This is a genomic window from Streptomyces sp. GQ60 (assembly GCF_059758875.1).
On record NZ_JCAXEG010000001.1, the window covers coordinates 1,042,469 to 1,065,525 of the forward strand.

The window sequence follows — 23,057 nt, forward strand, 5'->3', positions numbered from 1 at the left end:
GCCAGGGGTGCGGTCGTTCCGTTCCTTATTCGGAGCCTATTTGCCATTTATTGGAAGAATCAGCGGCAATAGGTCGCATCCGCCTGGGGCTTTGGTCATGAAAGGGGCCCGGCCCTGTGCACAACAAGGCCGGGCCCTCCCAAGCCGGTGCCTAGAGCGTCGGGTACAGCGGGAACTTCGCGGCGAGCGCCGAGACGCGCGCCTTCAGGTCCTCGGCGTCGTAGGCGGGCTTCAGCGCCTGCGCGATGATCTCGGCGACCTCGGTGAAGGCCTCGGCGTCGAAACCGCGGGTGGCCAGCGCCGGCGTGCCGATCCGCAGACCCGAGGTGACCATCGGCGGCCGCGGGTCGTTCGGGATGGCGTTGCGGTTGACCGTGATGCCGACCTCGTGGAGGCGGTCCTCGGCCTGCTGGCCGTCCAGCTCGGAGTTGCGCAGGTCGACCAGGACCAGGTGCACGTCGGTGCCGCCGGTGAGGACGTCCACGCCCACGGCCTTGACGTCGTCCTGGACCAGGCGGGCGGCGAGGATCTTCGCACCCTCCAGGGTGCGCTCCTGACGCTCCTTGAACGCGGGCGAGGCCGCGACCAGGAAGGAGACGGCCTTGGCCGCGATCACGTGCTCCAGCGGGCCGCCCTGCTGACCCGGGAAGACCGCGGAGTTGATCTTCTTGGCCAGCTCCTGCGTCGACAGGATGACACCGCCGCGCGGACCGCCGAGGGTCTTGTGCGTGGTGGTGGTCACGACGTGGGCGTGCGGCACCGGGTTCGGGTGCAGACCCGCGGCGACCAGGCCGGCGAAGTGCGCCATGTCGACCATCAGGTACGCGCCGACCTCGTCCGCGATGCGGCGGAAGGCGGCGAAGTCCAGCTGGCGCGGGTAGGCGGACCAGCCCGCGACGATCAGCTGCGGCTTGGACTCCTTGGCGAGGCGCTCGACCTCGGCCATGTCGACCTCGCCGGTCTCGTCGACGTGGTACGGGACCACGTTGTAGAGCTTGCCGGAGAAGTTGATCTTCATGCCGTGGGTCAGGTGACCGCCGTGGGCCAGGTTCAGGCCCATGATCGTGTCGCCCGGCTTCAGCAGCGCGAACATCGCGGCCGCGTTCGCCTGCGCACCCGAGTGCGGCTGGACGTTCGCGTGCTCGGCGCCGAAGAGCGCCTTGATGCGGTCGATCGCGATCTGCTCGACCACGTCGACGTGCTCGCAGCCGCCGTAGTAGCGGCGGCCGGGGTAGCCCTCGGCGTACTTGTTGGTCAGGACCGAGCCCTGGGCCTCCATGACGGCGACCGGAGCGAAGTTCTCCGACGCGATCATTTCCAGGGTGGACTGCTGGCGCACGAGTTCGGCGTCGACGGCGGCGGCGACGTCGGGGTCGAGCTCGTGGAGGGGGGTGTTCAGTACGGACATCAGGATCCCCTGGGGTCAGTTGCCGGAGGTGAGAGCGGTGTACTCGCCGAAGGAGAGCACGTCCTTGGGCTCCTCGGAGATGCGCACCTTGAACAGCCAGCCGCCCTCGAAGGGGGCGGAGTTCACCAGCGCCGGGTCGTCGACGACGTCCTGGTTGAACTCGACGATCTCACCGGAGACGGGGGAGTACAGGTCGCTGACCGACTTGGTCGACTCCAGCTCGCCACAGGTCTCACCCTCGGTCACGGTGTCGCCGACCTCGGGAAGCTGGGCGTAGACGACGTCACCGAGCGCGTTGGCCGCGAACTCCGTGATGCCGACCGTCGCGACGCCGTCCTCGGCGTCCGACAGCCACTCGTGCTCCTTGGTGTAACGCAGCTTCTGCTGGGGGTTGCTCATGACCTGATTCTCCTGGATGCGGGGGAGTGGATACGAACGGTGTGTCTTGCGTACCGAGACGGGGCGCGGGGGAGCGGCCGTACGGGAGACCCGGGCGGCCGGGGCTCCCCGGGAACAGCGGTGAGAGTTACTTCTGCCGCTTGTAGAACGGCAGGGCCACGACCTCGTACGCCTCATGCGTACCGCGAATGTCCACGCCGACGCCGGAGGTGCCGGGCGCGGCGTGCGCCGCGTCGACATAGGCCATCGCGATCGGCTTGCCGAGCGTCGGGGACGGGGCGCCCGAGGTGACCTCGCCGACGACCTGGCCGTCGAAGGTCACGGAGAAGCCGGCGCGCGGAACGCGGCGGCCCTCGGCGATCAGGCCGACCAGCTTGCGCGGCGGGTTGGAGGCGGCGCGCTCGGCGGCGGCCTCCAGGGCGGCGCGGCCGACGAAGTCGCCCTCCTTCTCGAACTTCACGACCCGGCCCAGCCCCGCGTCGAACGGGGTGAGGGAGGTGGTCAGCTCGTGCCCGTACAGCGGCATGCCCGCTTCCAGGCGCAGGGTGTCGCGGCAGGACAGGCCGGCCGGGACCAGGCCGACGCCCTCGCCCGCCTTGGTCAGCGCCTGCCACAGCTCCACGGCGTGCTCGGGGGAGACGAACAGCTCGAAGCCGTCCTCGCCGGTGTAGCCGGTACGCGCGATCAGCGCGGGCACCCCGGCGACCGTGCCGGGCAGGCCGGCGTAGTACTTCAGCCCGTCCAGGTCGGCGTCGGTGAGGGAGGCGAGGATGCCCGGGGACTCCGGACCCTGCACGGCGAGCAGCGCGTACGCGTCGCGGTCGTCGCGGACCTCGGCGTCGAAGCCGGCGGCGCGCTCGGTGATCGCGTCCAGGACGACCTGGGCGTTGGAGGCGTTCGCGACGACCATGAACTCGGTCTCGCCGAGGCGGTAGACGATCAGGTCGTCGAGGATCCCGCCGTCTTCCTGGCAGATGTGCGTGTATCGGGCGCGGCCGACGCCGACGGTGGAGATGTTGCCGACCAGGGCGTAGTCCAGGACCTTGACGGCCTCGGGGCCGGTCAGGGTGATCTCGCCCATGTGGGACAGGTCGAACAGGCCGGCCTTGGTGCGGACGGCGTTGTGCTCGTCGCGCTCGCTGGCGTACCGCAGGGGCATGTCCCAGCCCGCGAAGTCGGTCATGGTCGCACCGAGGGAACGGTGCAGCGCATCGAGGGCGGTCAGGCGGGGGGCAGTGCTCATGGGTGTGGCTCCCGGGTCCCAGGGCATGACATGACGAGGAGGAGTTCCTCCCCATCTGTCATCGGAACCTGAGAGGTTCGCCGAGAGTTCCCCTACCAGGGGAAGGTCGTCGACTTGCACCTTGGGTGGAGCCGTCGCCCGAGCCCTTACGGGCGCTGGCGCGGCTCGCTTTTCAGATCTGCCTCATCCACGCGGTACGGGGCCTGAGAGATTCAAGGGAGGTACTTGCTCCTTCGGCGCCCGGGCACCGCCTCGCGGCGTGCCGGGACTCTCCCGCGCGGATTCAAGCGGCCGGTATGCAGTTAGGTGTCCAGATGGCGCACATCATTGCACGAGGCGCGGCCGAATGGGGGAGGGGGTCCGCAAGCGGAGCGGAACCGGGCACCCCGGATTACCGTCTCTTTACACTCAGGGGGACCGGGTCCAGGCGACCCGTCGCGGGGGAGGCGATCACAGTGCGGAGATTCGGAGTACTGGCGGCGATGAGCACCGGCACCGGCACCGTCGGGGGCGCGATGGCCGGCGTGCCGTCGCAGCGCGGCGTCGTCCGGGATCCGGCGGCGGGCGGGGAGCCCGGAGCCGTACGGGACCTGCGCGGGGTCGAGGGCCCGCGGCGGCTCCGCTTCGCCGACGGGGACGTGGTGGTGGTCTCCGGACTGCCCGGCGGCGGCAAGAGCACCCTGATCAAGCGGGCCGCGGAGGGCGGCGGCATCGACTCCCAGGACGCCCGCGAGCGGTGGGAGCGCCGGATGCCGGCCGCCCTGCCCTACGCGGTGTACCGCCCCGCGGTCCGCATCGCGCACTACTGGGGCCTGTGGCGGGTGCTCCGCTCCGGGGCCCCGGCCGTCGTCCACGACTGCGGTACGCAGAGCTGGGTACGGTCGCTGCTGGCCTCGGCCGCCCGGCGGCGCGGCCGCGCGCTGCACCTGGTGCTGCTGGACACCACCCCCGAGGAGGCGCGGGCCGGGCAGGCGGCGCGGGGCCGGGGCGTGTCGGCGTACGCCTTCGCCCGGCACCGGGGCGCGGTGGCCCGGCTGCTGCGCGAGGCCGAGGCGGGCCGCCCGCCGGCCGGCTGCGCCTCCGTGACCCTCCTGGACCGCCCGGCGGCGTCCCGGCTGACGTCGATCGGCTTCCGCTAGCGGCGGCGGCCCGCGGAGGCGGACCCGGCGGCCGGGGTGGCTGACCCGGCGGAGGCGGACCCGGCGCGGGCGGACCGACGGAGGTGGACCCGGCGCGGGCGGCCCCCGGTCGGGGCGTCGCGGGCGCCCGTTAATCTCTGGGCGAGACCAAGGGCAAGCGAGCGGAGACGTACATGTGGCCGGGTAACGAGCTGGAGCAGGTGCTCGGGGCGGCGCTCGGACAGGCGGACGCCGGGGGGCGGATCCTCGAGGTCCTCGGGCGGAGCCACCTGTGGATCCCGCTGCCCGGCGGCGTGAACAGCCTGAGCCTGCCCACCATGGAGATCGACGGCGCCGCGTACGTGCCCGTCTACAGCTCCGAGGAGCAGTTCCGCGCCTGCGCCGGACCCGCCATGGACTTCGCCGTCGCTCCCGCCGTGGACTTCGCCCGGGGCCTGCCGCCGCAGCTGGGCCTCGCGGTCAACCCCGAGGGCTCCGTCGGCGTGCCCCTGCCCCCGCCGGCCGTCGCGGAGCTCTGCCGGATTGGCCGCGGTCCGCTCGACGGCCCCGCCACCGGCGGCCGGGTCCGGCTCTTCGAGCCCGACTGGCAGGAGGACCCGGTCGAGTTCCTGACCGCCGCCGCGGAGGAGTTCCGGGCCACCGGAGTCGTCGCGTCCGCGCACCGCTGCCTCGCCAGCGTGGAGGGCGGCGAGCCGGAGCTCTACATCGGAGTCCACCTGGTGGGATGGGAGCCCGACATGCGAAACGCCCCGATGGAGGCCCTGGGCCGCGCCCTGACCCGCGTACCAGCGCCCTGGCCGGTGCAGTTGATCCTGCTCGACGCCGCGGAAGACCCGGTCGTGGACTTCATCACCACGCGCGTACGCCCCTTCTACCTGCCGTAGTGACGCTTAAGCTGGTGGCCGACACGCGTGGACGACGGGCGGACGAACAGACGAAGAGGGGTACCGGGTGAGTGCGTCAGGCACGGCCGCGGTCGGGCAGGTCGAGCACATGCTGCGCCAGGTGACTCCCGGGCGCTACGAGAGCTACGAGGCCCTCCTGCACGCCCTGGCCGAGGGGCGGCTGTGGATGCTCCTGTGGCAGGGGCAGCCCGGCTCCCCCGAGGCCCAGTACGGCGGCATGGAGGTCGAGGGCCTCGGGTACGCGCCCTGCGTGACCTCCCCGCAGGAACTGGCCGCCAGCGGCTGGAACCGCGGGTACGAGGTCGTCACCGGCCGGGACATCGCCCGCGCCCTGTACCCCGACCGCTGGGGGCTGTGGCTCAACCCGCACGCCCAGGGCGGCGGCGTCGGCATCCCCTGGGCCGACCTGCGCCGGATCGCCACCGGGCTGGACCGGATGCCGGCCGGCCCGCTGCGGCTGTCCGAGCCCGCCATCGAGCTGCCGCAGTTCTACGGGCTGCTCACGCAGCACGCGCACCGCACCCCCGCCGTCCGCTCGCTGCGCCGCGCCTGGGTGCAGCCCGCGCTGGGGTCCCCGTACCTCGCCGTCGGGCTCGACCTGTACGACGCCTCCGCGCACGCGCTGGAATCCGTACGGGAGATGATGCGCCAGTCGGTCGGCGCGGTCCCCGAGGGGGTGCCCGTGTGCACGGTCGCGCTCGCGGACGAACACGATCCGGTGGCGATGTGGCTGCGGGCGCAGACCCGCCCGTTCTACGACCGCGAGGGGCAGGCGCCCGCCTACTGAGGCGTCCGCCCTCGAGACGTCCCGCTCGTTGAGACATAGCGGCCAAGCCGCCCGAGGCCGCACGGAACAGTCGTTCCGTGCGGCCTTTGCGTTGTCCTGATTTCAACGCTGATGTACGCCCAATAGGCATGCTCGTAGGCTGAGTTGGGTGCGATGTCCGATTCCGTACCGAACAGGATGTCTTGCTCCGCTGAGACGACAGTGAAGTCCGGATAACGGGAACCAGACCCTCAGATCACGGTTGCGCATCCATTCACCTGCGGGTCTGGCGGCTGATCGAGCGCCCGATGAAGACTCCCCACCCAAGAGCGGGTCAGTCCTCCAAAGGCTTTCCCGCCGCAGGAAATTCGTACTCGCACTCCGAGCGCCACTCCGCACCAACGCCGCCACAGCGGCGGGCATGGGCCGGCCCACCCGTCGGCCGAGAGGGGTCCCCACCACGATGACGGCACCACTGCACGACATGAGCGCGGAGACACCCGCACCCGTGTCCGTAGCCGACGTCCCCGCCAAGGCCATCCAAGGCCGCTCGCCCGGCCGCATCGCCTGGATGCGGCTCAAGCGCGACAAGGTCGCGCTGGCCGGCGGATTCGTCGTGCTCCTGCTGATCCTCGTCGCACTCTTCGCGCCGCTGATCGTCAGCGCGTTCGGCCACCCTCCGGAGGAGCTGCACGAAGACCTGCTGGACCCGCTGCTGGGCTTGCCGGCGGGCGACTACGGCGGCATCAGCAGCGACTTCCTGCTGGGCGTCGAGCCGGTCAACGGCCGCGACGTGTTCAGCCGCATCGTCTACGGCGCCCGCATCTCGCTGCTGGTCGCCTTCCTGTCCGCCTTCGTGGCGGTCTCGCTGGGCACCTTCTTCGGCATCGTCGCCGGCTACTTCGGCGGCTGGATCGACGCGGCCATCAGCCGGGTCATGGACCTGCTGCTCGCCTTCCCGCAGCTGCTCTTCATCATCGCGCTGGTCTCGGTCATCCCGGCCAAGCTCTGGGGCTTCGAGGGATCGGGCCTGCGGATCGCCGTACTGATCCTGGTGATCGGCTTCTTCGGCTGGCCCTACATCGGCCGCATCGTCCGCGGACAGACCCTGTCGCTGCGCGAGCGGGAGTACGTCGAAGCGGCCCGGAGCCTGGGCGCGGGACGGCTGTACATCCTCTTCCGCGAGCTGCTCCCGAACCTGGTGGCGCCGATCACCGTCTACGCGACGCTGATGATCCCCACCAACGTGCTGACCGAGGCCGCGCTCAGCTTCCTCGGTGTCGGCGTCAAGCCGCCCACTCCGTCCTGGGGCGAGACCCTCTCGACGGCCGTGCGGACCTATGAGGACGATCCGCTCTTCATGATCTTCCCCGGCATGGCGATCTTCATCACCGTGCTGGCCTTCAACCTCTTCGGCGACGGCGTCCGCGACGCCCTCGACCCGAAGGGTTCCCGCTAGCCGTCCCCGCAGGTCATCCCGCAGGGCACCCGCAGGTCAGAACCGCAGGGCACACCGGAACCCGGCTTCGTACCGGAATCACAACGGAGGGTTGCGAGCATCGTGACTACCCATCGCATGTCCAAGCGCAGGCTCGTCGCCGGCACGGCCGTCGTGCTCGCGACGATGCTGGCCGCGACCGCCTGTGGCGGCGACGACGGCAAGGCCAAGGACGAGAAGCCGGCAGCGGCGGGCGGCTTCAACGCCGCCATCGGCAAGGTCGCCAACGCTTCCACCAAGACGGGCGGCGAGCTGAAGTTCGTCGGCACGCAGGAAGCCGACTCGTGGGACCCGCAGCGCGGTTACTACGGCTTCATGTGGGACTTCTCCCGCTACTACACCCGCCAGCTCGTCAGCTTCAAGGCGGAGCCGGGCTCCAAGAGCACCGAGCTCGTCCCCGACCTGGCCACCGCGAACGCGGAGATCGGCGACGGCGGCAAGTCCTACAAGTACACCCTCAAGGACAACGTGACCTGGGAGGACGGCACCCCCGTCACCGCCCAGGACATCAAGTACGGCATCGAGCGCACCTGGGCCCAGGACGTCATCTCCGGCGGCCCGGTCTACCTGCAGCAGGTCCTCGACCCGAAGCTCGAGTACCCGGGCCCGTACAAGGACACCGCCCCGGACAAGCTCGGCCTCAAGGCGATCGAGACCCCGGACGCGAAGACCATCATCTTCAAGCTCCCCGCGCCCAACGGCGACTTCGAGCAGATGCTGGCCATGCCGGCCGCCAGCCCGGTCAAGCAGGAGAAGGACACCGCGGCCAAGTACGGCCTCAAGCCCTTCTCCAACGGCCCGTACAAGATCGACTCGTACGAGCCCAACAAGAGCATGAAGCTCTCGCGCAACACGAACTGGAAGCCCGAGTCGGACACGATCCGCAAGGCGCTGCCGGACACCATCTCGGTCACGTTCATGGCGAACGCGGACGACATGGACAAGCGCCTGATGAACGGCGAGTTCGACCTGGACATCAACGCGACCGGCATCGGCCAGGCGGCCCGCGCCACCGCGCTGAAGGACCACAAGGACAACCTGGACAACGGCCAGACCGGCTTCATCCGGTACGCCGTCATGCCGCAGACCGTCGCGCCGTTCGACAACATCGAGTGCCGCAAGGCCGTCATCCACGCGGCCGACAAGAAGTCCCTGCAGACCGCCCGCGGCGGCCCGCAGGCCGGTGGCGACATCGCCCCCAACATGCTCCCGCTGGGCATCAAGGGCGCTGACGGCAAGTACGACCCGTACGAGGTCCTGAAGAACGACGGCAAGCCCAACGTCGAGAAGGCCAAGGCCGCGCTGAAGGCCTGTGGCAAGGAGACCGGCTTCAAGACCACCATCGCGGTCCGCAACAACAAGCCGGTCGAGGTCGCCACGGCCGTCTCCCTGCAGAACGCCCTGAAGCAGGTCGGCATCGAGGCCGAGATCGACCAGTTCGACGGCGCCCAGACCTCCGGCATCATCGGTTCGCCGAAGGTGGTCAAGGAGAAGGGCTACGGCATCATCATCATGGGCTGGGGCGCCGACTTCCCGACCGGTCAGGGCTTCTCCCAGCCGCTGGTCGACGGTCGCTTCATCCTGCAGAGCGGCAACAACAACTTCTCCGAGCTGAACGACCCGGCGATCAACTCGCTGTTCGACCAGGCCATCGCGGAGACCGACCCGAACAAGGCCGGCGACATCTACAAGCAGATGAACCAGAAGGTCTCCGAGGCCGCGGTCTACCTGCCCTTCGTCTACGACAAGACGATCTCGTGGCGCAGCAGCCGTCTGACCAACGTCTACACCTCGGACGCGTACAACGGCCGGTACGACTACGCCTCGCTCGGCGTCCAGTAAACAAACCGTCCGATTCAGTTCCAGTGCCACACCCGCTAGGCACGAAGGGCAGGTGATGGCCGCGGTGGCGGCTTGGGGGCGCTCTCCATAAGAGGGCGCCCCCGGGCCGCAGCCAGGCCGAGCGCAGTGCTTGCATATCTCATCCGGCGGATATTCGCCGTCATCGTCATGCTGTTGGTCATCTCGCTGGTGACCTTCGGAATCTTCTTCCTCTTCCCGAAGCTGGTCGGGACGGACCCTGCCCTGTACTTCGTCGGCAAGCAGTCCGACCCCGCCGCCATCGAGGGCATCCGGCAGAAGATGGGTCTCGACGACCCGATCCTCGTCCAGTTCGGCAAGTTCGTCGTCGGGCTGGTGGCGGGTCGCACGTATGCCAACGGCAACGACGTCACGCACTGCGCCGCGCCCTGCTTCGGCTACTCCTTCAAGAGCGAGCAGGAGGTGTGGCCGCTGCTGACCGACTGGCTGCCCGTCACCCTCTCGCTCGCCGCCGGCGCCGTCGTGCTCTGGGTGATCGGCGGTGTCGCCGCCGGCGTCATCTCCGCCCTCAAGCGCGGTACGGTGCTGGACCGTTCGGCGATGGGCCTCGCCCTCGCCGGCGTCTCCCTCCCGATCTACTTCACCGGCATGCTCGCCATCGCCCTCTTCTCCGACCAGCTCGGCTGGTTCGGACGGCCGGAGAAGACCTTCGCCGAGGACCCGGGCACCTGGTTCAACGGCATGGTCCTGCCGTGGATCTCGCTCGCCTTCCTCTACGCGGCGATGTACGCGCGGCTCACCCGCGCGACCATGCTCGAAGTGCTCAACGAGGACTACATCCGCACCGCGCGCGCCAAGGGGCTGACGGAACCCGTCGTCATCGGCAAGCACGCGATGCGCTCGACCATGACGCCGATCCTGACCGTCCTGGGTCTCGACCTGGGCGCGCTGATGGGCGGCGCGGTCCTCACCGAGTACACCTTCTCGCTGCACGGCCTCGGCTACAGCGCCGTCCGCGCCATCAGCGAGCACGACCTGCCGGTCATTCTCGGCATCACCTTGATCTCCGCCTTCTTCGTCGTCGCGGCCAACCTCGTCGTCGACCTCTTGTACGCGGTGATCGACCCCCGAGTGAGGCTGTCATGACCGATTCGACGACGCCCGCCGTGACGGGCGCACTGAACGAGCCCGTCGCCCCCGGCGCGCCCGGCACCGCGTTCCTCGACGTACGCGACCTCAAGGTGCACTTCCCGACGGAAGACGGCCTGGTCAAGTCCGTGGACGGACTCTCCTTCACGCTGGAGAAGGGCAAGACCCTCGGCATCGTCGGCGAGTCCGGCTCCGGCAAATCGGTGACCTCGCTGGGCATCATGGGCCTGCACCGGGTCGGCCAGTACGGCCGCCAGCGGGCCCGCATCTCCGGGGAGATCTGGCTCGACGGCAAGGAACTGCTGTCCAGCCCCGAAGACGAGGTCCGCAAGCTGCGCGGCCGGGAGATCGCGATGATCTTCCAGGACCCGCTGTCGGCGATGCACCCCTACTTCACCGTGGGCAAGCAGATCGCCGAGGCCTACCGGGTCCACAACAAGGTCGACAAGAAGGCCGCCCGCAAACGGGCCGTCGACCTCCTGGACCGCGTGGGCATCCCCGAGCCGCACAAGCGGGTCGACAGCTACCCGCACGAGTTCTCCGGCGGCATGCGCCAGCGCGCGATGATCGCGATGGCGCTGGTCAACAACCCCGAACTGCTCATCGCGGACGAGCCGACCACCGCCCTGGACGTCACCGTCCAGGCGCAGATCCTCGACCTGATCCGGGACCTGCAGAAGGAGTTCGGCTCCGCGGTCATCATGATCACGCACGACCTGGGCGTGGTCGCCGAGATGGCCGACGACCTCCTCGTGATGTACGGCGGCCGGTGCGTGGAGCGGGGCAGCGCGGAGAAGGTGTTCTACGAGCCCCGGCACCCGTACACCTGGGGCCTGCTCGGCTCGATGCCGCGCATCGACCGGGAGCAGACCGAGCGCCTCATCCCGGTCAAGGGCTCGCCGCCCAGCCTGATCAACATCCCGAGCGGCTGCGCCTTCAACCCCCGGTGCCCGTACGCCGACCTGCCCAAGGACGACGTCACGCGGACCGTACGGCCCGAGCTGGCCCTGGTCGACCGCTCCGCGGAGGGCGCCGGCCGGCATTGGGCCGCCTGTCACCTCTCCCCGGAGCAGCGGGACCGGATCTGGACCGAAGAGATTGCGCCGAAGCTGTGACCGACATGAGCAAGAACGACAGGGCCGCCGGGGCCACCGTCCCGGCCCAAGCGGTGGCCTCCCCGGAGCCGCTGCTCAGGGTGACCGGACTGGTCAAGCACTTCCCCATCTCCAAGGGGCTGCTGCGCCGCCAGGCCGGCGCCGTGAAGGCCGTCGACGGCATCGACTTCGAGGTCTACCCCGGTGAGACCCTCGGCATCGTCGGCGAGTCCGGCTGCGGCAAGTCGACCATGGGCCGGCTGATCACCCGGCTGCTCGAACCGACCGGCGGAAAGGTCGAGTTCGAGGGCAAGGACATCACGCACCTGAGCGTGTCCGGCATGCGCCCGATGCGCCGCGACGTGCAGATGATCTTCCAGGACCCGTACGGCTCGCTGAACCCGCGGCACACGGTGGGCACCATCGTCAGCGCCCCGTTCAAGCTCCAGGGCGTCCAGCCCGAGGGCGGCCTCAAGGCGGAGGTCCAGCGCCTCCTCTCCCTGGTGGGGCTGAACCCGGAGCACTACAACCGCTACCCGCACGAGTTCTCCGGCGGTCAGCGCCAGCGCATCGGCATCGCCCGCGCACTGGCCCTGAAGCCGAAGCTGGTCGTGGCCGACGAGCCGGTCTCGGCCCTCGACGTGTCCATCCAGGCCCAGGTGGTCAACCTGCTGGACGACCTCCAGGAGGAGCTCGGCCTCACGTACGTGATCATCGCGCACGACCTGTCGGTCATCCGGCACGTGTCGGACCGCATCGCGGTCATGTACCTCGGCAAGATCGTCGAGCTCGCGGACAACAAGTCCCTGTACACGGCGCCCATGCACCCGTACACCACGGCCCTGATGTCGGCCGTCCCGGTGCCGGACCCGCGCCGGCGCGGAGTGAAGAGCGGCCGCATCCTGCTCAAGGGGGACGTGCCCTCGCCGATCTCGCCGCCGAGCGGCTGCCGCTTCCACACCCGGTGCTGGAAGGCGACCCAGGTCTGCACCACGCAGGAGCCCCCGCTCATCGCGCTGAAGACCGGCCACCAGGTGGCCTGCCACCACCCGGAGAACGCCCCCGACCAGGCCCCGGGCGACCCCGCCCTGCCGGGCGCGGCGGAGGCCGTGGCGAAGCCGACGGACTGACGGACGGACGCGGCGGGGCAGAATCAGCCCCGCCGCTCGGGCCCACGGGCAAAGATCAGCCCCCCGGCGTTTGAGGCGCGGGGGTTCGGGGGCGGAGCCCCTGACGGCGGCGCCGCACCCGACCACGGTCCGCAGCCCCACGGGGGCGCCCTCCCGACCTGGCAGGGCCGGCCGCCGCCTCGGAGCCGGGGCCGCGCCCCACCCCTTCCGGCCCGCCGCGGGGCGACCGGCAGAATGAAGCCGTGATCCACGATCTCTTCCCGCCCGGAGTCCAGCACGCCCTGGACCTCGCGGGCATCTTCGTCTTCGCCACGGCCGGCTCCCTGCTCGCCGTGCGCAAGAACTTCGACGTCTTCGGCATCGTCGTCCTCGCGCTCGTCACCGCCCTGGGCGGCGGCCTGTTCCGCGACATCGTCATCGGCGCCACCCCGGCCGCCGCCTTCAGCGATCTCGGATTCTTCGTCACGCCGCTGGTCGCCGCCGCGTTCGTCTTCTTCCTGCACCCCGAGGTCCAGCGGATCAACCGCGCCATCAACGTCTTCGACGCGGCCGGCCTCGGGCTGTTCTGCGTGACGGGCACGACCAAGGCGTACGAGTACGGCCTCGGCCTCACCGCGTCCGCCGCGCTCGGCCTGGCCACCGCCGTCGGCGGGGGCGTGCTGCGCGACGTCCTCGTCAACGAGGTGCCCTCGCTGCTGCGCGACCGCGAGATGTACGCCGTCCCGGCCGTCATCGGCGCCTCGATGGTGGCGCTCTTCATCAGCTTCGACCACCTGAACGGCATCACGACGGGCCTGGCGATCGTCACCACCTTCGTGCTGCGGCTGCTGGCCATCCGCTACCACTGGCGCGCACCGCTCGCGTGGAACCGCCGCTCGTCGGTGGCGGAGGAGCCGTAGGCCCGCCGAGCCGCCGTAGCAGTCGGCCCCACCAAGAAAAGCTACCGCTTAGTAGGGTCCGGGTGTACGGTCGTTCCATGTCACACGCAGCTGCCAAGGCGTCCATCGGCGACAGCGAGTTCGACCGCGACACCGCCGTCACCGCCCGTGCGGGCGAGCCCGGGGTGTACGACGCGGACCTCTCCGCCGGGTGGACGATCATCACCGCCGTCAACGGCGGCTACCTCCTGGCCCTCGTCGGCCGCGCCCTGTCGTCGGCCCTGCCGCACCCGGACCCCTTCACGGTCTCCGCGCACTACCTGACCTCGTCGGTTCCGGGCCCCGCCGTGATCCGCACCGAGGTCGTACGGGTCGGCCGTACGCTCTCCACCGGGCAGGCCTCCCTGTTCCAGTTCGACGAGAACGGCGCCGAGATCGAGCGGATCCGCGTCCTGGCCCGCTACGGGGACCTCGCGGCGCTCCCGGACTCCGTCCACACCACGGCCCTCCCGCCGGTCATCCCCGCCTACGAGGACTGCCTCGGCCCCGAGGCCGGCCCGGCCCCGATCCCCGGCAGCTCGGCGATCGTGGACCGGCTCCGGCTGCGCCTGGACCCGGCGACGGCGGGCTGGGCCGTCGGGCAGCCCTCGGGCAAGGGGGAGATGCGGTCCTGGTTCGAGCTCGCGGACGGCCGCGACGCGGACCCGCTGTCCCTGCTCCTGGCGGTGGACGCGCTCCCGCCGACCTCCTTCGACCTCGGCCTGCTCGGCTGGACCCCGACGGTGGAACTCACCACCCACGTCCGCCACCGGCCGGCACCCGGTCCGCTCCGGGTGGCGATCACCACGCGCAACCTGGCGGGCGGCTTCCTGGAGGAGGACGCGGAGATCTGGGACTCCGCGGACCGGCTGGTGGCCCAGTCCCGCCAACTGGCGAGCGCCCCGCGCCCGGCCGCCGCCTCCTAACGCACCGGGGCCTTCTTCGTTCCCCGGGCGCTGCCGAACCCGGTCCTCACACGCCGGACGGGCTGGCACATGCCGCTGCGCGGCACAATCCAGCCTCGCCGGCGTTTGAGGCGCGGGGTCTGGGGCAGAGCCCCAGGGGTCCCGGGTAGGGGACTTCCGCCCCGCGCGGCGGCACGCCGCCGGGCCCCGCCGGCGCGGCCCCGAGGCACCGGCGGGGGATCGGGGGCGCGGGGGACTCGTAGAATCGGGGGATCATGGCCTACCTCGACCACGCCGCCACCACTCCGATGCTGCCGGAGGCCGCTGCGGCGATGACCGCGCAGTTCGCCGTGACGGGCAACGCATCCTCCCTGCACGCCGCCGGCCGCCGTGCCCGCCGCACCGTCGAGGAGGCCCGCGAGGCCCTCGCCGACGCGCTCGGGGCCCGTCCGAGCGAGGTGGTCTTCACCGCCGGCGGCACGGAGGCCGACAACCTCGCCGTCAAGGGGCTCTACTGGGCCCGCCGCGACGCCGATCCGGCCCGGACCCGCGTCCTGGCCAGCCCCGTGGAGCACCACGCCGTCCTCGACGCCGTGCACTGGCTCGCCGAGCACGAGGGGGCGCAGGTCGAGTACCTGCCCGTGGACCGCTACGGCCGGGTGCACCCCGATGCCTTCCGCGAGGCGATCGAGCGCGACCCCCAGGACGTCGCCCTCGCCACCGTCATGTGGGCCAACAACGAGATCGGCACCGTCATGCCGATCGCCGAACTGGCCGCCGTCGCCGGTGAGTCCGGCATCCCGCTGCACTCCGACGCCGTCCAGGCCTTCGGCCAGCTCGACGTCCGCTTCGGCGACAGCGGACTCGCCGCCATGACCGTGAGCGGCCACAAGGTCGGCGGACCCTACGGGATCGGCGCGCTGCTGCTCGGCCGTGACCAGAGCCCCGTACCCGTCCTGCACGGCGGAGGCCAGGAGCGGCACGTCCGCTCCGGCACCCTCGACGTCCCGGCCATCGCCGCCTTCGCGGTGGCCGCCGTACTCGCCGCCGAGCGGCGCGAACGGTTCGCCACCGAGATCGGCGGCCTGCGCGACCGGCTCGTCTCCGCCGTGCTCCGCGAGGTCCCCGACGCGGTCCTGGGCGGCGACCCGGATGACCGGCTCCCCGCCAACGCCCACTTCAGCTTCCCCGGCTGCGAGGGGGACTCCCTGCTGCTCCTGCTCGACGCCCAGGGCATCGAGTGCTCCACCGGCTCCGCCTGCACGGCCGGGGTGGCCCAGCCCAGCCACGTACTGCTCGCCACCGGCACCGACCCGCGCCTGGCCCGGGGGACCCTGCGCTTCTCCCTCGGCCACACCTCCACGCAGGCCGACGTGGACGCCGTCGCCGCCGCCATCGGCCCGGCCGTGGCCCGCGCCCGTACGGCGGGCCTCAGCTAGGGCGCGACGACCTGGGCCGAGACGCGCTAGGCGCCGGCCGCGCCGGCCTCGTTGACCATGCGGAGGTAGCGGTCCCAGTCCCAGTGGCGGCCGGGGTCCGTGTGGTCGGCTCCCGGCACCTCGGAGTGGCCGACGAAGTGCTTGCGGTCGGCGGGTATCCCGTACCGCCTGCAGACGTCGGCGGCGAGCCGCGCCGAAGCCCCGTACATCGCGTCCGTGAAGTCCTTCGGCCGGTCCACGAACCCGACGTGCTCGATGCCGACGCTGCGCTCGTTCATGGAGCGGTTGCCCGAGTGGAAGGCGACGTCGAGCTCGCGCACCATCTGCTCGATGTGGCCGTCCTGGCCGACGATGTAGTGCGCCGAGGCCCGGTGGAACGGATTCTTGAAGGCGTCCACCGAGGACTTGAAGCCGCCCTGGGTGACATGCACCACGATCCGGTCCACCCGGTAGTCCGCGGGCCGGTCCGCCATCCGCCAGTTCGCCGGGGAGGCCGCCGTCCAGGAGGCCCCCGCGTGGTCCAGCTCGCCGTCCTGCCTCGGCTTGGACACCCCCGGCACCAGCCACCAGGCCCGCCCGATCTCGTCGCGCCCGGCGACCGCGGCGGCCGTCAGCACGCCGAGCCCGCCGAACAGCACCGCCCTGCGGGTCCGTCCGGGCCGCCCCTTCTTGCCCGTACCGCCCTTGTCGCTCTTGCTCGCCATGGTGATCCACCCCCTGCCACCGAGAACGCGCTGTGAGCCCGCGCGGTTCCCCCGTACCCTGGACGGTGCTATGACTGAGAACCTGCCGAGCAGCCCCCGCCCCCTCCGCGTCCTGGCCGCCATGTCCGGCGGCGTCGACTCCGCCGTCGCCGCCGCCCGCGCCGTCGAAGCCGGGCACGACGTGACCGGCGTCCACCTCGCCCTCTCCGCGAACCCGCAGTCCTTCCGGACCGGAGCCCGCGGCTGCTGCACGATCGAGGACTCCCGCGACGCCCGCCGCGCCGCCGACGTCATCGGCATCCCGTTCTACGTCTGGGACCTCGCCGAGCGCTTCCGCGAGGACGTCGTCGAGGACTTCATCGCCGAGTACGAGGCCGGGCGCACCCCGAACCCCTGCCTGCGCTGCAACGAGAAGATCAAGTTCGCCGCGCTGCTCGACAAGGCCCTCGCGCTCGGCTTCGACGCCGTCTGCACCGGTCACTACGCCACCGTCGTCCTGAACGGGGACGGCACGCGCGAGCTGCACCGGGCCTCCGACATGGCCAAGGACCAGTCGTACGTCCTCGGCGTGCTCGACGAGAAGCAGCTCGCCCACGCGCTGTTCCCGCTCGGCGACACCCTCACCACCAAGGAAGAGATCCGCGCGGAGGCCGAGGAGCGGGGCCTGGCCGTCGCGAAGAAGCCCGACAGCCACGACATCTGCTTCATCGCCGACGGCGACACGCAGGGCTTCCTGGCGAACCGCCTGGGCAAGGCCGAGGGCGACATCGTCGACGAGGCCACCGGCGAGAAGGTCGGCACCCACGAGGGAGCCTTCGGGTTCACCATCGGCCAGCGCAAGGGCCTGCGGATCGGTCACCCGGCCCCCGACGGCAAGCCGCGCTACGTCCTCGACATCTCCCCGGTGAACAACACCGTCACCGTCGGCCCGGTCGAGGCCCTCGACGTCACCGCCCTCACCGCGATCCGCCCCCGCTGGTGCGGCTCCACGGCAGCGGCCCCGGGCACGTACACCGCGCAGCTGCGCGCCCACGGCGGCGAGACCGAGGTCTTCGCCGAACTGGTGGACGGCGAACTGCGCGTCCGCTTCACCGAGCCCGTCCGCGGTGTGGCCCCCGGCCAGGCGATCGTCCTCTACGACGGCACCCGCGTGGTCGGCTCCGCCACGATCGCCGCGACCACCCGGGCGACCGCGGCCGCCTCGGCCTAGGCGTCCTGCACGTCCTGCACGTCTAGACGGGCTGGTCGGGCTGCTCGGGCTGGACCACCGTCAGGACGATCTTGCCGGTCGTCCGGCCCTGCTCGCCGATCTCGTGGGCCTTCGCGGCCTCCGCGAGGGGCAGCACGGTGTCGATGACCGGGCGGAGCTTCCCCTCCGCCACGAGCGCGGCGATGGCCTTCAGGCCCGCCGGGTCCGGCTCGACGAGGGTCCAGCCGGTGCGGTAGCCCTCGGCGCCGGCCGGCACGTCGTCCGGACCGTTCAGAGTGATCAGGTGCCCGCCCGGGCGCAGCACCTTCAGGGAACGCGCCCCGTAGTCGCCGCCGATGGCGTCGATCACGACGTCCACGTCCGCGACCACGTCTTCGAAGGCCGTGGTCCGGTAGTCGACCAGCTCGTCGGCCCCGAGCGAGCGGAGCACCTCGTGCTTGGCGGCGCTGGCGGTGCCGATCACGTACGCCCCGAGCGCCTTGGCGATCTGGACGGCGAAGTGCCCCACGCCGCCCGCGGCCGCGTGCACCAGGACCCGCTGCCCCGGCCGCACGCCGGCGGTGTCGTTCAGCGCCTGCCACGCGGTGAGCGCCGCCAGCGGCAGGGCCGCCGCCTGGACGTGGTCGAGCGTCTCGGGCTTGCGGGCGAAGTGCCGGGCCGTGGCCGTCACGTACTCGGCGTAGCCGCCGGCCTGGTGCGGGAAGCGGGGCATGCCGAAGACCTCGTCGCCCGGCTGGAACAGCGTCACCCCGGGTCCGACGGCCGCGACCGTGCCCGACACGTCCCAGCCGACGGCCGGGACCGCGCCCCAGGGGATGAGGGCGCCGCTGGCCCGGGTCTTCCAGTCCACCGGGTTCACCCCGGCGGCGTGGACCCGTACCAGGATCTCGCCGAGACCCGGCTCCGGGCGGTCCAGCTCGGTCTCGGTCAGTACCTCGGGTCCGCCCCACTGGCTGACGACGATGGCGCGCATGAATGTCTCCCTGATCGTGCTCGGTAAGTGCTCGGTCGTGCTCGGTCTGCTGTCACCTGCCGGTTCCCCCGGCCGATGGCACCAGCTTGGCCGGGCGCGGGCAGCCGTGGTGGTGGCCGAATGGCCACCATGTGACAGAATCTGGCCATGCACCGTGTAGCCGTACTCGCCCTCGAGGGCGTCGCCCCGTTCGAGCTCGGAATGCCCTCGCGGGTCTTCGGGAACGCCCGGGCCTCGGACGGCGGCTTCCTGTACGAGGTCACCGTCTGCACGGCGGACGGCCGGCCCGTGGCGACCGATGCGGGATTCACCATCGGCGTCAGTGCCGGGCCCGAGGCCCTCGCGGCGGCCGACACCGTGATCGTTCCGCCCACCCACTCCATGCCCGGGCTCCTGCGCGGCGAGCCGCTGCCGCAGGCCCTCGCCGACGCCCTCGCCCGGATCCGTCCCGGCACCCGCGTCGTGTCGATCTGCACCGGTTCCGAGGTGCTCGCCGCCGCGGGGCTGCTCGACGGACGGCCCGCCACCACCCACTGGGTCCACGCGCCCGAGTTCCGGCGCGCCTTCCCGCGCGTCCGGCTCGACGAGGACGTCCTCTTCGTCGACGACGGCGACATCCTCACCTCGGCCGGGGTGGCCGCCGGCATCGACCTCCTGCTCTACCTCGTCCGCGCCGACCACGGCAGCGCCGTCGCCAACCTGACCGCGCGACTGTGCGTGGTCCCGCCGTGGCGCGACGGCGGGCAGGCCCAGTACATCGTCCGGCCCGTCCCCGAGCCCACCGTCGCCACCACCACCGCCACCCGGTCCTGGGCCCTGGAACGCCTCGCCGAACCGATCGCCCTGGCCGAACTGGCCGCCCACGCCCGGATGAGCCTGCGCACCTTCACCCGCCGCTTCCGCGACGAGGTCGGCATGACCCCGGTGCAGTGGCTCACCGGCCAACGCCTCGAAATGGCACGCCAGTTGCTGGAGTCCAGCGACCTCCCCGTCGACCTGGTCGCCCACCGCTCCGGCTTCGGCTCCGCGAACTCGCTCCGCCAGCACATGCGTGCCGCTCTCGGCATCTCCCCGATCGCCTACCGGCGCACCTTCCAGCCCAACTCCTCTGCGCCAGCGCACCATTGATGCCGCTCCCCGGCCCCGCCCCCGCTCGCGAATGACCTGGGAAGTAATCGCCTTCGGAGCGACAAGCGGGCAGGATCGGACCAACAAGCCGATCCCGCAGGGAAGAAGAGGCCCGAGATGACCGCCTACGCCATCGCCCACATACGCCCCGAGACGATGAACGAGGACATCCTCCGCTACATCGAGGAGATCCAGGCCACCATGGACCCCTTCGAGGGCCGCTTCCTCGTCCACGGCAAGGAGGTCGAGGTCGTGGAGGGCAGCTGGCCCGGCACGATCGTCATGATCTCCTTCCCGGACCTGGAGCGGGCCCGCGCCTGGTACGTGTCCGCCCCCTATCAGGCCCTGATCCCGCTGCGCGCCGACCACATCGCGGGGGACATCATCCTCGTCGACGGCGTCCCCGCGGACTACGACGCCTCGAAGACGGCGGCAAGCCTGCGCGAAGCCGCGGGCCTCTGACGATGTCGGAGCGCGCCACCTTCCTCATCGGCCGTCGGCGCTACCAGTCATCCTTCGGCGCCGTAGGCCTCGACCTCGACCTCCTCGCCGGACCCCGGGCGTTCGTCCCGTTCGCCGAAGCCCACACGGAAGCCACCGGCCCCTGGTACGACGACGAGATGTGCGAGGCCGGCGCCCTCGTGGACGTCGCGCGGAAGGTCCTGCTGCTGTTCGCGTGGGAAGGCGTCTTCGCCTCCACGCGCACCCGGGCGGCGGCGTTCGAACTGCTGCGGCTGGCCTGGCCGGGCTGGCGCGTGCAGTGGCTCTACGACGGCCAGCGCGGCCTGCGCGCGTACGTGGGCGCGGAGCCCTGCGCGTACCGGAGCCGAACGTCCGCGAGCCCGGTGCTGGAGCCGGGCCATCCGGAGCTCGCCGATCCCGACCCGCCGGTGGTGGTCGTCACGGTGGACGGGCGCTGCCACGTGCTGGCGATGATCGGCGACCAGCCGGTGGACGAGGGCCCGGCCCTGCTGGAACGGCTGGCGGGGGCGCCGGCGCACGCGCAGTACGCGGGGGACTGCGAGGGCGGGATCCACGTGGACCCGCTGCTGCGGCGCGTGGGGTGGTGGCAGACGACCCGGCATCCGGAGCTCGCGGAGGTGGGCGAGCGCTGGCCGGGGTGGACCGTGGAGTTCTGGGAGGACCGCTGGGCGGAGCACACGCGGCGGGCTCCGGCATTCGACCCGCCGCAGCCGCACCGGGCGGCGGTCCTGGCGGAGGTCCGCGACGCGGCCCTGGCCCGCTGGGCCGGGCCCCGGCGCGACGTCCGCGCGGCGGTCCGCTCCGCGGCCCCCCGGGCGCTCGTCGGCCGGGACCTGTCCCCGCCGCTCCCGGACATCCACACGGAAGAGGCCCGCGAGGCCATCACCCGAGCCCACGCCTCGACCCGCTGACCCGGCTCGGCGGCGGGCGCCGACGTGCCGCCGGCCTGCCGCCGGTCCTGCGGGACGTGCTGCCCCCGGCGGCCGACGGGACGGGCCCGCACACCGGTGGGACCGGCGGGTGCGGGCGGGATGCGAGCATGGCGGCATGGCCACTCATCTGATCACCGGCGCCGGCTCCGGCATCGGCAAAGCCGTCGCGGACCGCCTGCACGCCCGCGGCGACGACCTCGTCCTGCTCGCCCGCGACGCCGCCCGCGCCCGTCAGCTCACCGACCGGTACCCCGGATCCGGCGCCCTCGTCGGGGACCTCGCCGACCCCGACCGGCTCTCGTGGGCCTTCTCCAAGCAGGCGATCCCGGAGCGGATCGACTCGCTCCTGCACATCGCCGGCATCGTGGACCTCGGCCCGGTGGGGGAGCTGCGCCCCAAGACCTGGCACCAGCAGCTCAACGTCAACCTCATCGCCCCCGCCGAGGTGACCCGGCTGCTGCTGCCGACCCTGCGGGCCTCGCACGCCACCATCGTCTTCGTGAACTCCGGCGCAGGGCTCGCCGCCCACGCCGACTGGAGCGCGTACGCCGCCTCCAAGCACGGGCTCAAGGCCCTCGCCGACTCGCTCCGGGCGGAGGAGAAGGAGAACGGGATCCGCGTCACCTCCGTCTACCCCGGCCGCACCGCCACCCCGATGCAGGCCAAGGTCCGCTCCCAGGAGGGCGAGTCCTACGACGCCGGCGACTGGATCGACGCCGAGTCCGTCGCGACCACCATCGTGATGGCCGTCGACCTGCCCCGCGACGCCGTGGTCAGCGACCTCACCGTCAGGCCCGGCCGATGAGCACGGGCCGTACCGGCGGAGCCACCGGAATCGGCTCGCTCCCCGGGGGCGACGCCCGGGAGGCCGCCAAGACCGTCACCGGCTCCTTCGAGGAGTTCCCGTACCTCGCGGAGCTGCCCGCCCGGGGGCCCGGCTCGGACATGATCGGCCGTTCCCTCGGGCTGCTCGTGGACATGTACGCGCACGTCGAGCCCAGCGGCTGGCGGATCAGCGACCGGCCCGGCCGCGACAGCAAGCGGGCCCGCTCCTGGCTCGGGGAAGACCTGGACGCCCTGGAGGAGTTCACCCAGGGCTACCAGGGCCGGCTCAAGGTCCAGGCCGTCGGGCCGTGGACGCTGGCCGCTTCCCTGGAGCTGCACGGCGGCGAGGCCGTCCTCCAGGACCCGGGCGCCTGCCGGGACCTGGCCGGCTCCCTCGCGGAGGGCGTGCGCGAGCACCTGGCCGACGTACGCAAGCGCATCCCCGGCGCCGAGATCGTCCTCCAGTACGACGAGCCCTCGCTCACCGCGGTCCTGCTCGGCCGGGTGCGGTCCGCCAGCGGCTACCGCACGTACCGCGCCGTCGACCGGCAGGTCGTCGAGGGGACGCTGCGCGAGCTGTTCGCCGTCCACGACGGGGAGGTGATCGTCCACTCCTGCGCCCCCGAGGTGCCCTTCGGGCTGCTGCGGCGCGCCGGAGTCTCGGGCGTGTCGTTCGATTTCTCCTTGCTCACCGAGCGCGAGGACGACGCCATCGGGGAGGCCGTCGAAGCCGGTACGAAACTCTTCGCCGGAGTGGTGCCCGGGACCGACGGCCCGTTGTCGGACGCGGGCGGTAGCGTCATGGGTGTCAGGAAGCTCTGGCGCAGGCTGGGGCTGACCCCGGGGACTCTGGCGGAGTCCGTGGTGGTCACCCCGACGTGCGGTCTGGCGGGCGCTTCGCCCGCCTACGCGCGGGCGGTTCAGGCGCACTGCGTCAGGGCGGCGAGGTCGCTCGCCGACAACCCTGAGTGATGGATCGAGACGGGTCA

Annotated in this window: 22 protein-coding genes and 1 riboswitch; of the genes, 17 read left to right on the plus strand and 5 right to left on the minus strand. The window is 71.7% G+C overall.

Going from position 1 to position 23,057, the window contains the following annotated elements:
• Positions 1–151 precede the first annotated feature (151 nt).
• The 3 genes from glyA to gcvT form a co-directional block, all read right to left on the minus strand.
• The gene (glyA, locus tag AC6CKD_RS04780; protein WP_498325294.1) at positions 152–1,408 is read right to left on the minus strand and encodes a serine hydroxymethyltransferase; all 1,257 of its coding nucleotides are present in this window, start codon (positions 1,406–1,408) and stop codon (positions 152–154) included.
• Between the two features lie 15 nt (positions 1,409–1,423).
• Positions 1,424–1,807 carry a glycine cleavage system protein GcvH gene (gene gcvH / locus AC6CKD_RS04785; RefSeq protein WP_498325295.1) on the minus strand — a complete coding sequence of 128 codons (384 nt, stop codon included), beginning with the start codon at positions 1,805–1,807 and terminating at the stop codon, positions 1,424–1,426.
• 127 nt (positions 1,808–1,934) lie between these two features.
• On the minus strand, positions 1,935–3,050 hold the full coding sequence (gcvT, locus tag AC6CKD_RS04790; RefSeq protein ID WP_498325297.1) for a glycine cleavage system aminomethyltransferase GcvT: 1,116 nt from the start codon (positions 3,048–3,050) through the stop codon (positions 1,935–1,937).
• A gap of 182 nt (positions 3,051–3,232) precedes the next feature.
• Positions 3,233–3,336: riboswitch (glycine riboswitch) on the minus strand.
• 196 nt (positions 3,337–3,532) lie between these two features.
• Between gcvT and AC6CKD_RS04795 the strand changes: the two genes are divergently transcribed.
• The 11 genes from AC6CKD_RS04795 (at position 3,533) to AC6CKD_RS04845 (ending at position 15,813) form a co-directional block, all read left to right on the plus strand.
• Positions 3,533–4,189: an AAA family ATPase gene (locus tag AC6CKD_RS04795; protein WP_498325299.1), complete on the plus strand. Its 657-nt coding sequence runs from the start codon at positions 3,533–3,535 to the stop codon at positions 4,187–4,189.
• Between the two features lie 173 nt (positions 4,190–4,362).
• Positions 4,363–5,073, plus strand: a complete 711-nt coding sequence (locus AC6CKD_RS04800; protein WP_498325300.1) for an enhanced serine sensitivity protein SseB — start codon at positions 4,363–4,365, stop codon at positions 5,071–5,073.
• Positions 5,074–5,140: 67 nt separating this feature from the next.
• The gene (locus AC6CKD_RS04805; RefSeq protein WP_498325302.1) at positions 5,141–5,881 is read left to right on the plus strand and encodes an enhanced serine sensitivity protein SseB C-terminal domain-containing protein; all 741 of its coding nucleotides are present in this window, start codon (positions 5,141–5,143) and stop codon (positions 5,879–5,881) included.
• A gap of 442 nt (positions 5,882–6,323) precedes the next feature.
• The gene (locus tag AC6CKD_RS04810; RefSeq protein ID WP_498325303.1) at positions 6,324–7,319 is read left to right on the plus strand and encodes an ABC transporter permease; all 996 of its coding nucleotides are present in this window, start codon (positions 6,324–6,326) and stop codon (positions 7,317–7,319) included.
• A gap of 102 nt (positions 7,320–7,421) precedes the next feature.
• Positions 7,422–9,200: an ABC transporter substrate-binding protein gene (locus tag AC6CKD_RS04815; protein ID WP_498325304.1), complete on the plus strand. Its 1,779-nt coding sequence runs from the start codon at positions 7,422–7,424 to the stop codon at positions 9,198–9,200.
• A 126-nt stretch (positions 9,201–9,326) separates the two neighbouring features.
• Positions 9,327–10,325: an ABC transporter permease gene (locus AC6CKD_RS04820; RefSeq protein ID WP_498325305.1), complete on the plus strand. Its 999-nt coding sequence runs from the start codon at positions 9,327–9,329 to the stop codon at positions 10,323–10,325.
• Entirely contained in the window at positions 10,322–11,443 is a 1,122-nt protein-coding gene (locus AC6CKD_RS04825) for an ABC transporter ATP-binding protein (protein WP_498325306.1), read from the plus strand. Before AC6CKD_RS04820 ends, AC6CKD_RS04825 begins: the two co-directional genes overlap by 4 nt.
• A 5-nt stretch (positions 11,444–11,448) precedes the next feature.
• Entirely contained in the window at positions 11,449–12,552 is a 1,104-nt protein-coding gene (locus tag AC6CKD_RS04830) for an ABC transporter ATP-binding protein (protein ID WP_498325307.1), read from the plus strand.
• A gap of 242 nt (positions 12,553–12,794) precedes the next feature.
• The gene (locus AC6CKD_RS04835; protein ID WP_498325308.1) at positions 12,795–13,451 is read left to right on the plus strand and encodes a trimeric intracellular cation channel family protein; all 657 of its coding nucleotides are present in this window, start codon (positions 12,795–12,797) and stop codon (positions 13,449–13,451) included.
• Positions 13,452–13,528: 77 nt separating this feature from the next.
• The gene (locus AC6CKD_RS04840; protein WP_498325309.1) at positions 13,529–14,395 is read left to right on the plus strand and encodes a thioesterase family protein; all 867 of its coding nucleotides are present in this window, start codon (positions 13,529–13,531) and stop codon (positions 14,393–14,395) included.
• A 254-nt stretch (positions 14,396–14,649) separates the two neighbouring features.
• Positions 14,650–15,813, plus strand: a complete 1,164-nt coding sequence (locus AC6CKD_RS04845) for a cysteine desulfurase family protein (protein WP_498325310.1) — start codon at positions 14,650–14,652, stop codon at positions 15,811–15,813.
• 26 nt (positions 15,814–15,839) lie between these two features.
• On the opposite strand, the gene AC6CKD_RS04850 is transcribed toward AC6CKD_RS04845, so the two are convergent.
• Positions 15,840–16,517, minus strand: a complete 678-nt coding sequence (locus tag AC6CKD_RS04850) for an N-acetylmuramoyl-L-alanine amidase (protein ID WP_498325312.1) — start codon at positions 16,515–16,517, stop codon at positions 15,840–15,842.
• Between the two features lie 70 nt (positions 16,518–16,587).
• On the opposite strand from AC6CKD_RS04850, the gene mnmA reads away from it, so the two are divergent.
• On the plus strand, positions 16,588–17,727 hold the full coding sequence (mnmA, locus tag AC6CKD_RS04855; protein WP_498325313.1) for a tRNA 2-thiouridine(34) synthase MnmA: 1,140 nt from the start codon (positions 16,588–16,590) through the stop codon (positions 17,725–17,727).
• A 22-nt stretch (positions 17,728–17,749) separates the two neighbouring features.
• Here the strand turns inward: mnmA and AC6CKD_RS04860 are convergent, their stop codons facing one another.
• On the minus strand, positions 17,750–18,700 hold the full coding sequence (locus AC6CKD_RS04860; RefSeq protein WP_498325314.1) for an NADP-dependent oxidoreductase: 951 nt from the start codon (positions 18,698–18,700) through the stop codon (positions 17,750–17,752).
• Positions 18,701–18,847: 147 nt separating this feature from the next.
• On the opposite strand from AC6CKD_RS04860, the gene AC6CKD_RS04865 reads away from it, so the two are divergent.
• The 5 genes from AC6CKD_RS04865 to AC6CKD_RS04885 all read left to right on the plus strand — a co-directional run bounded on the left by AC6CKD_RS04865 (position 18,848) and on the right by AC6CKD_RS04885 (position 23,040).
• On the plus strand, positions 18,848–19,828 hold the full coding sequence (locus AC6CKD_RS04865; RefSeq protein ID WP_498325315.1) for a GlxA family transcriptional regulator: 981 nt from the start codon (positions 18,848–18,850) through the stop codon (positions 19,826–19,828).
• A gap of 117 nt (positions 19,829–19,945) precedes the next feature.
• Positions 19,946–20,290, plus strand: coding sequence for a DUF1330 domain-containing protein (locus AC6CKD_RS04870; protein ID WP_498325316.1), 345 nt, complete (start codon positions 19,946–19,948; stop codon positions 20,288–20,290).
• Between the two features lie 2 nt (positions 20,291–20,292).
• Positions 20,293–21,222 carry a hypothetical protein gene (locus AC6CKD_RS04875; RefSeq protein WP_498325317.1) on the plus strand — a complete coding sequence of 310 codons (930 nt, stop codon included), beginning with the start codon at positions 20,293–20,295 and terminating at the stop codon, positions 21,220–21,222.
• 136 nt (positions 21,223–21,358) lie between these two features.
• Positions 21,359–22,048, plus strand: a complete 690-nt coding sequence (locus tag AC6CKD_RS04880; RefSeq protein WP_498325318.1) for an SDR family oxidoreductase — start codon at positions 21,359–21,361, stop codon at positions 22,046–22,048.
• Entirely contained in the window at positions 22,045–23,040 is a 996-nt protein-coding gene (locus AC6CKD_RS04885) for a methionine synthase (RefSeq protein WP_498325320.1), read from the plus strand. The genes AC6CKD_RS04880 and AC6CKD_RS04885 overlap by 4 nt, the downstream gene beginning before the upstream one ends.
• Positions 23,041–23,057 lie beyond the last annotated feature (17 nt).

What these genes read in the sequence shown, in the direction of transcription:
- glyA (WP_498325294.1), bottom strand. Translation starts at nt 1,408, where the DNA reads ATGTCCGTACTGAACACCCCCCTCCACGAGCTCGACCCCGACGTCGCC.
- gcvH (WP_498325295.1), bottom strand. Translation starts at nt 1,807, where the DNA reads ATGAGCAACCCCCAGCAGAAGCTGCGTTACACCAAGGAGCACGAGTGG.
- gcvT (WP_498325297.1), bottom strand. Translation starts at nt 3,050, where the DNA reads ATGAGCACTGCCCCCCGCCTGACCGCCCTCGATGCGCTGCACCGTTCC.
- AC6CKD_RS04795 (WP_498325299.1), top strand. Translation starts at nt 3,533, where the DNA reads ATGAGCACCGGCACCGGCACCGTCGGGGGCGCGATGGCCGGCGTGCCG.
- AC6CKD_RS04800 (WP_498325300.1), top strand. Translation starts at nt 4,363, where the DNA reads ATGTGGCCGGGTAACGAGCTGGAGCAGGTGCTCGGGGCGGCGCTCGGA.
- AC6CKD_RS04810 (WP_498325303.1), top strand. Translation starts at nt 6,324, where the DNA reads ATGACGGCACCACTGCACGACATGAGCGCGGAGACACCCGCACCCGTG.
- AC6CKD_RS04825 (WP_498325306.1), top strand. Translation starts at nt 10,322, where the DNA reads ATGACCGATTCGACGACGCCCGCCGTGACGGGCGCACTGAACGAGCCC.
- AC6CKD_RS04830 (WP_498325307.1), top strand. Translation starts at nt 11,449, where the DNA reads ATGAGCAAGAACGACAGGGCCGCCGGGGCCACCGTCCCGGCCCAAGCG.
- AC6CKD_RS04840 (WP_498325309.1), top strand. Translation starts at nt 13,529, where the DNA reads ATGTCACACGCAGCTGCCAAGGCGTCCATCGGCGACAGCGAGTTCGAC.
- AC6CKD_RS04845 (WP_498325310.1), top strand. Translation starts at nt 14,650, where the DNA reads ATGGCCTACCTCGACCACGCCGCCACCACTCCGATGCTGCCGGAGGCC.
- AC6CKD_RS04850 (WP_498325312.1), bottom strand. Translation starts at nt 16,517, where the DNA reads ATGGCGAGCAAGAGCGACAAGGGCGGTACGGGCAAGAAGGGGCGGCCC.
- mnmA (WP_498325313.1), top strand. Translation starts at nt 16,588, where the DNA reads ATGACTGAGAACCTGCCGAGCAGCCCCCGCCCCCTCCGCGTCCTGGCC.
- AC6CKD_RS04860 (WP_498325314.1), bottom strand. Translation starts at nt 18,700, where the DNA reads ATGCGCGCCATCGTCGTCAGCCAGTGGGGCGGACCCGAGGTACTGACC.
- AC6CKD_RS04865 (WP_498325315.1), top strand. Translation starts at nt 18,848, where the DNA reads ATGCACCGTGTAGCCGTACTCGCCCTCGAGGGCGTCGCCCCGTTCGAG.
- AC6CKD_RS04870 (WP_498325316.1), top strand. Translation starts at nt 19,946, where the DNA reads ATGACCGCCTACGCCATCGCCCACATACGCCCCGAGACGATGAACGAG.
- AC6CKD_RS04875 (WP_498325317.1), top strand. Translation starts at nt 20,293, where the DNA reads ATGTCGGAGCGCGCCACCTTCCTCATCGGCCGTCGGCGCTACCAGTCA.
- AC6CKD_RS04880 (WP_498325318.1), top strand. Translation starts at nt 21,359, where the DNA reads ATGGCCACTCATCTGATCACCGGCGCCGGCTCCGGCATCGGCAAAGCC.
- AC6CKD_RS04885 (WP_498325320.1), top strand. Translation starts at nt 22,045, where the DNA reads ATGAGCACGGGCCGTACCGGCGGAGCCACCGGAATCGGCTCGCTCCCC.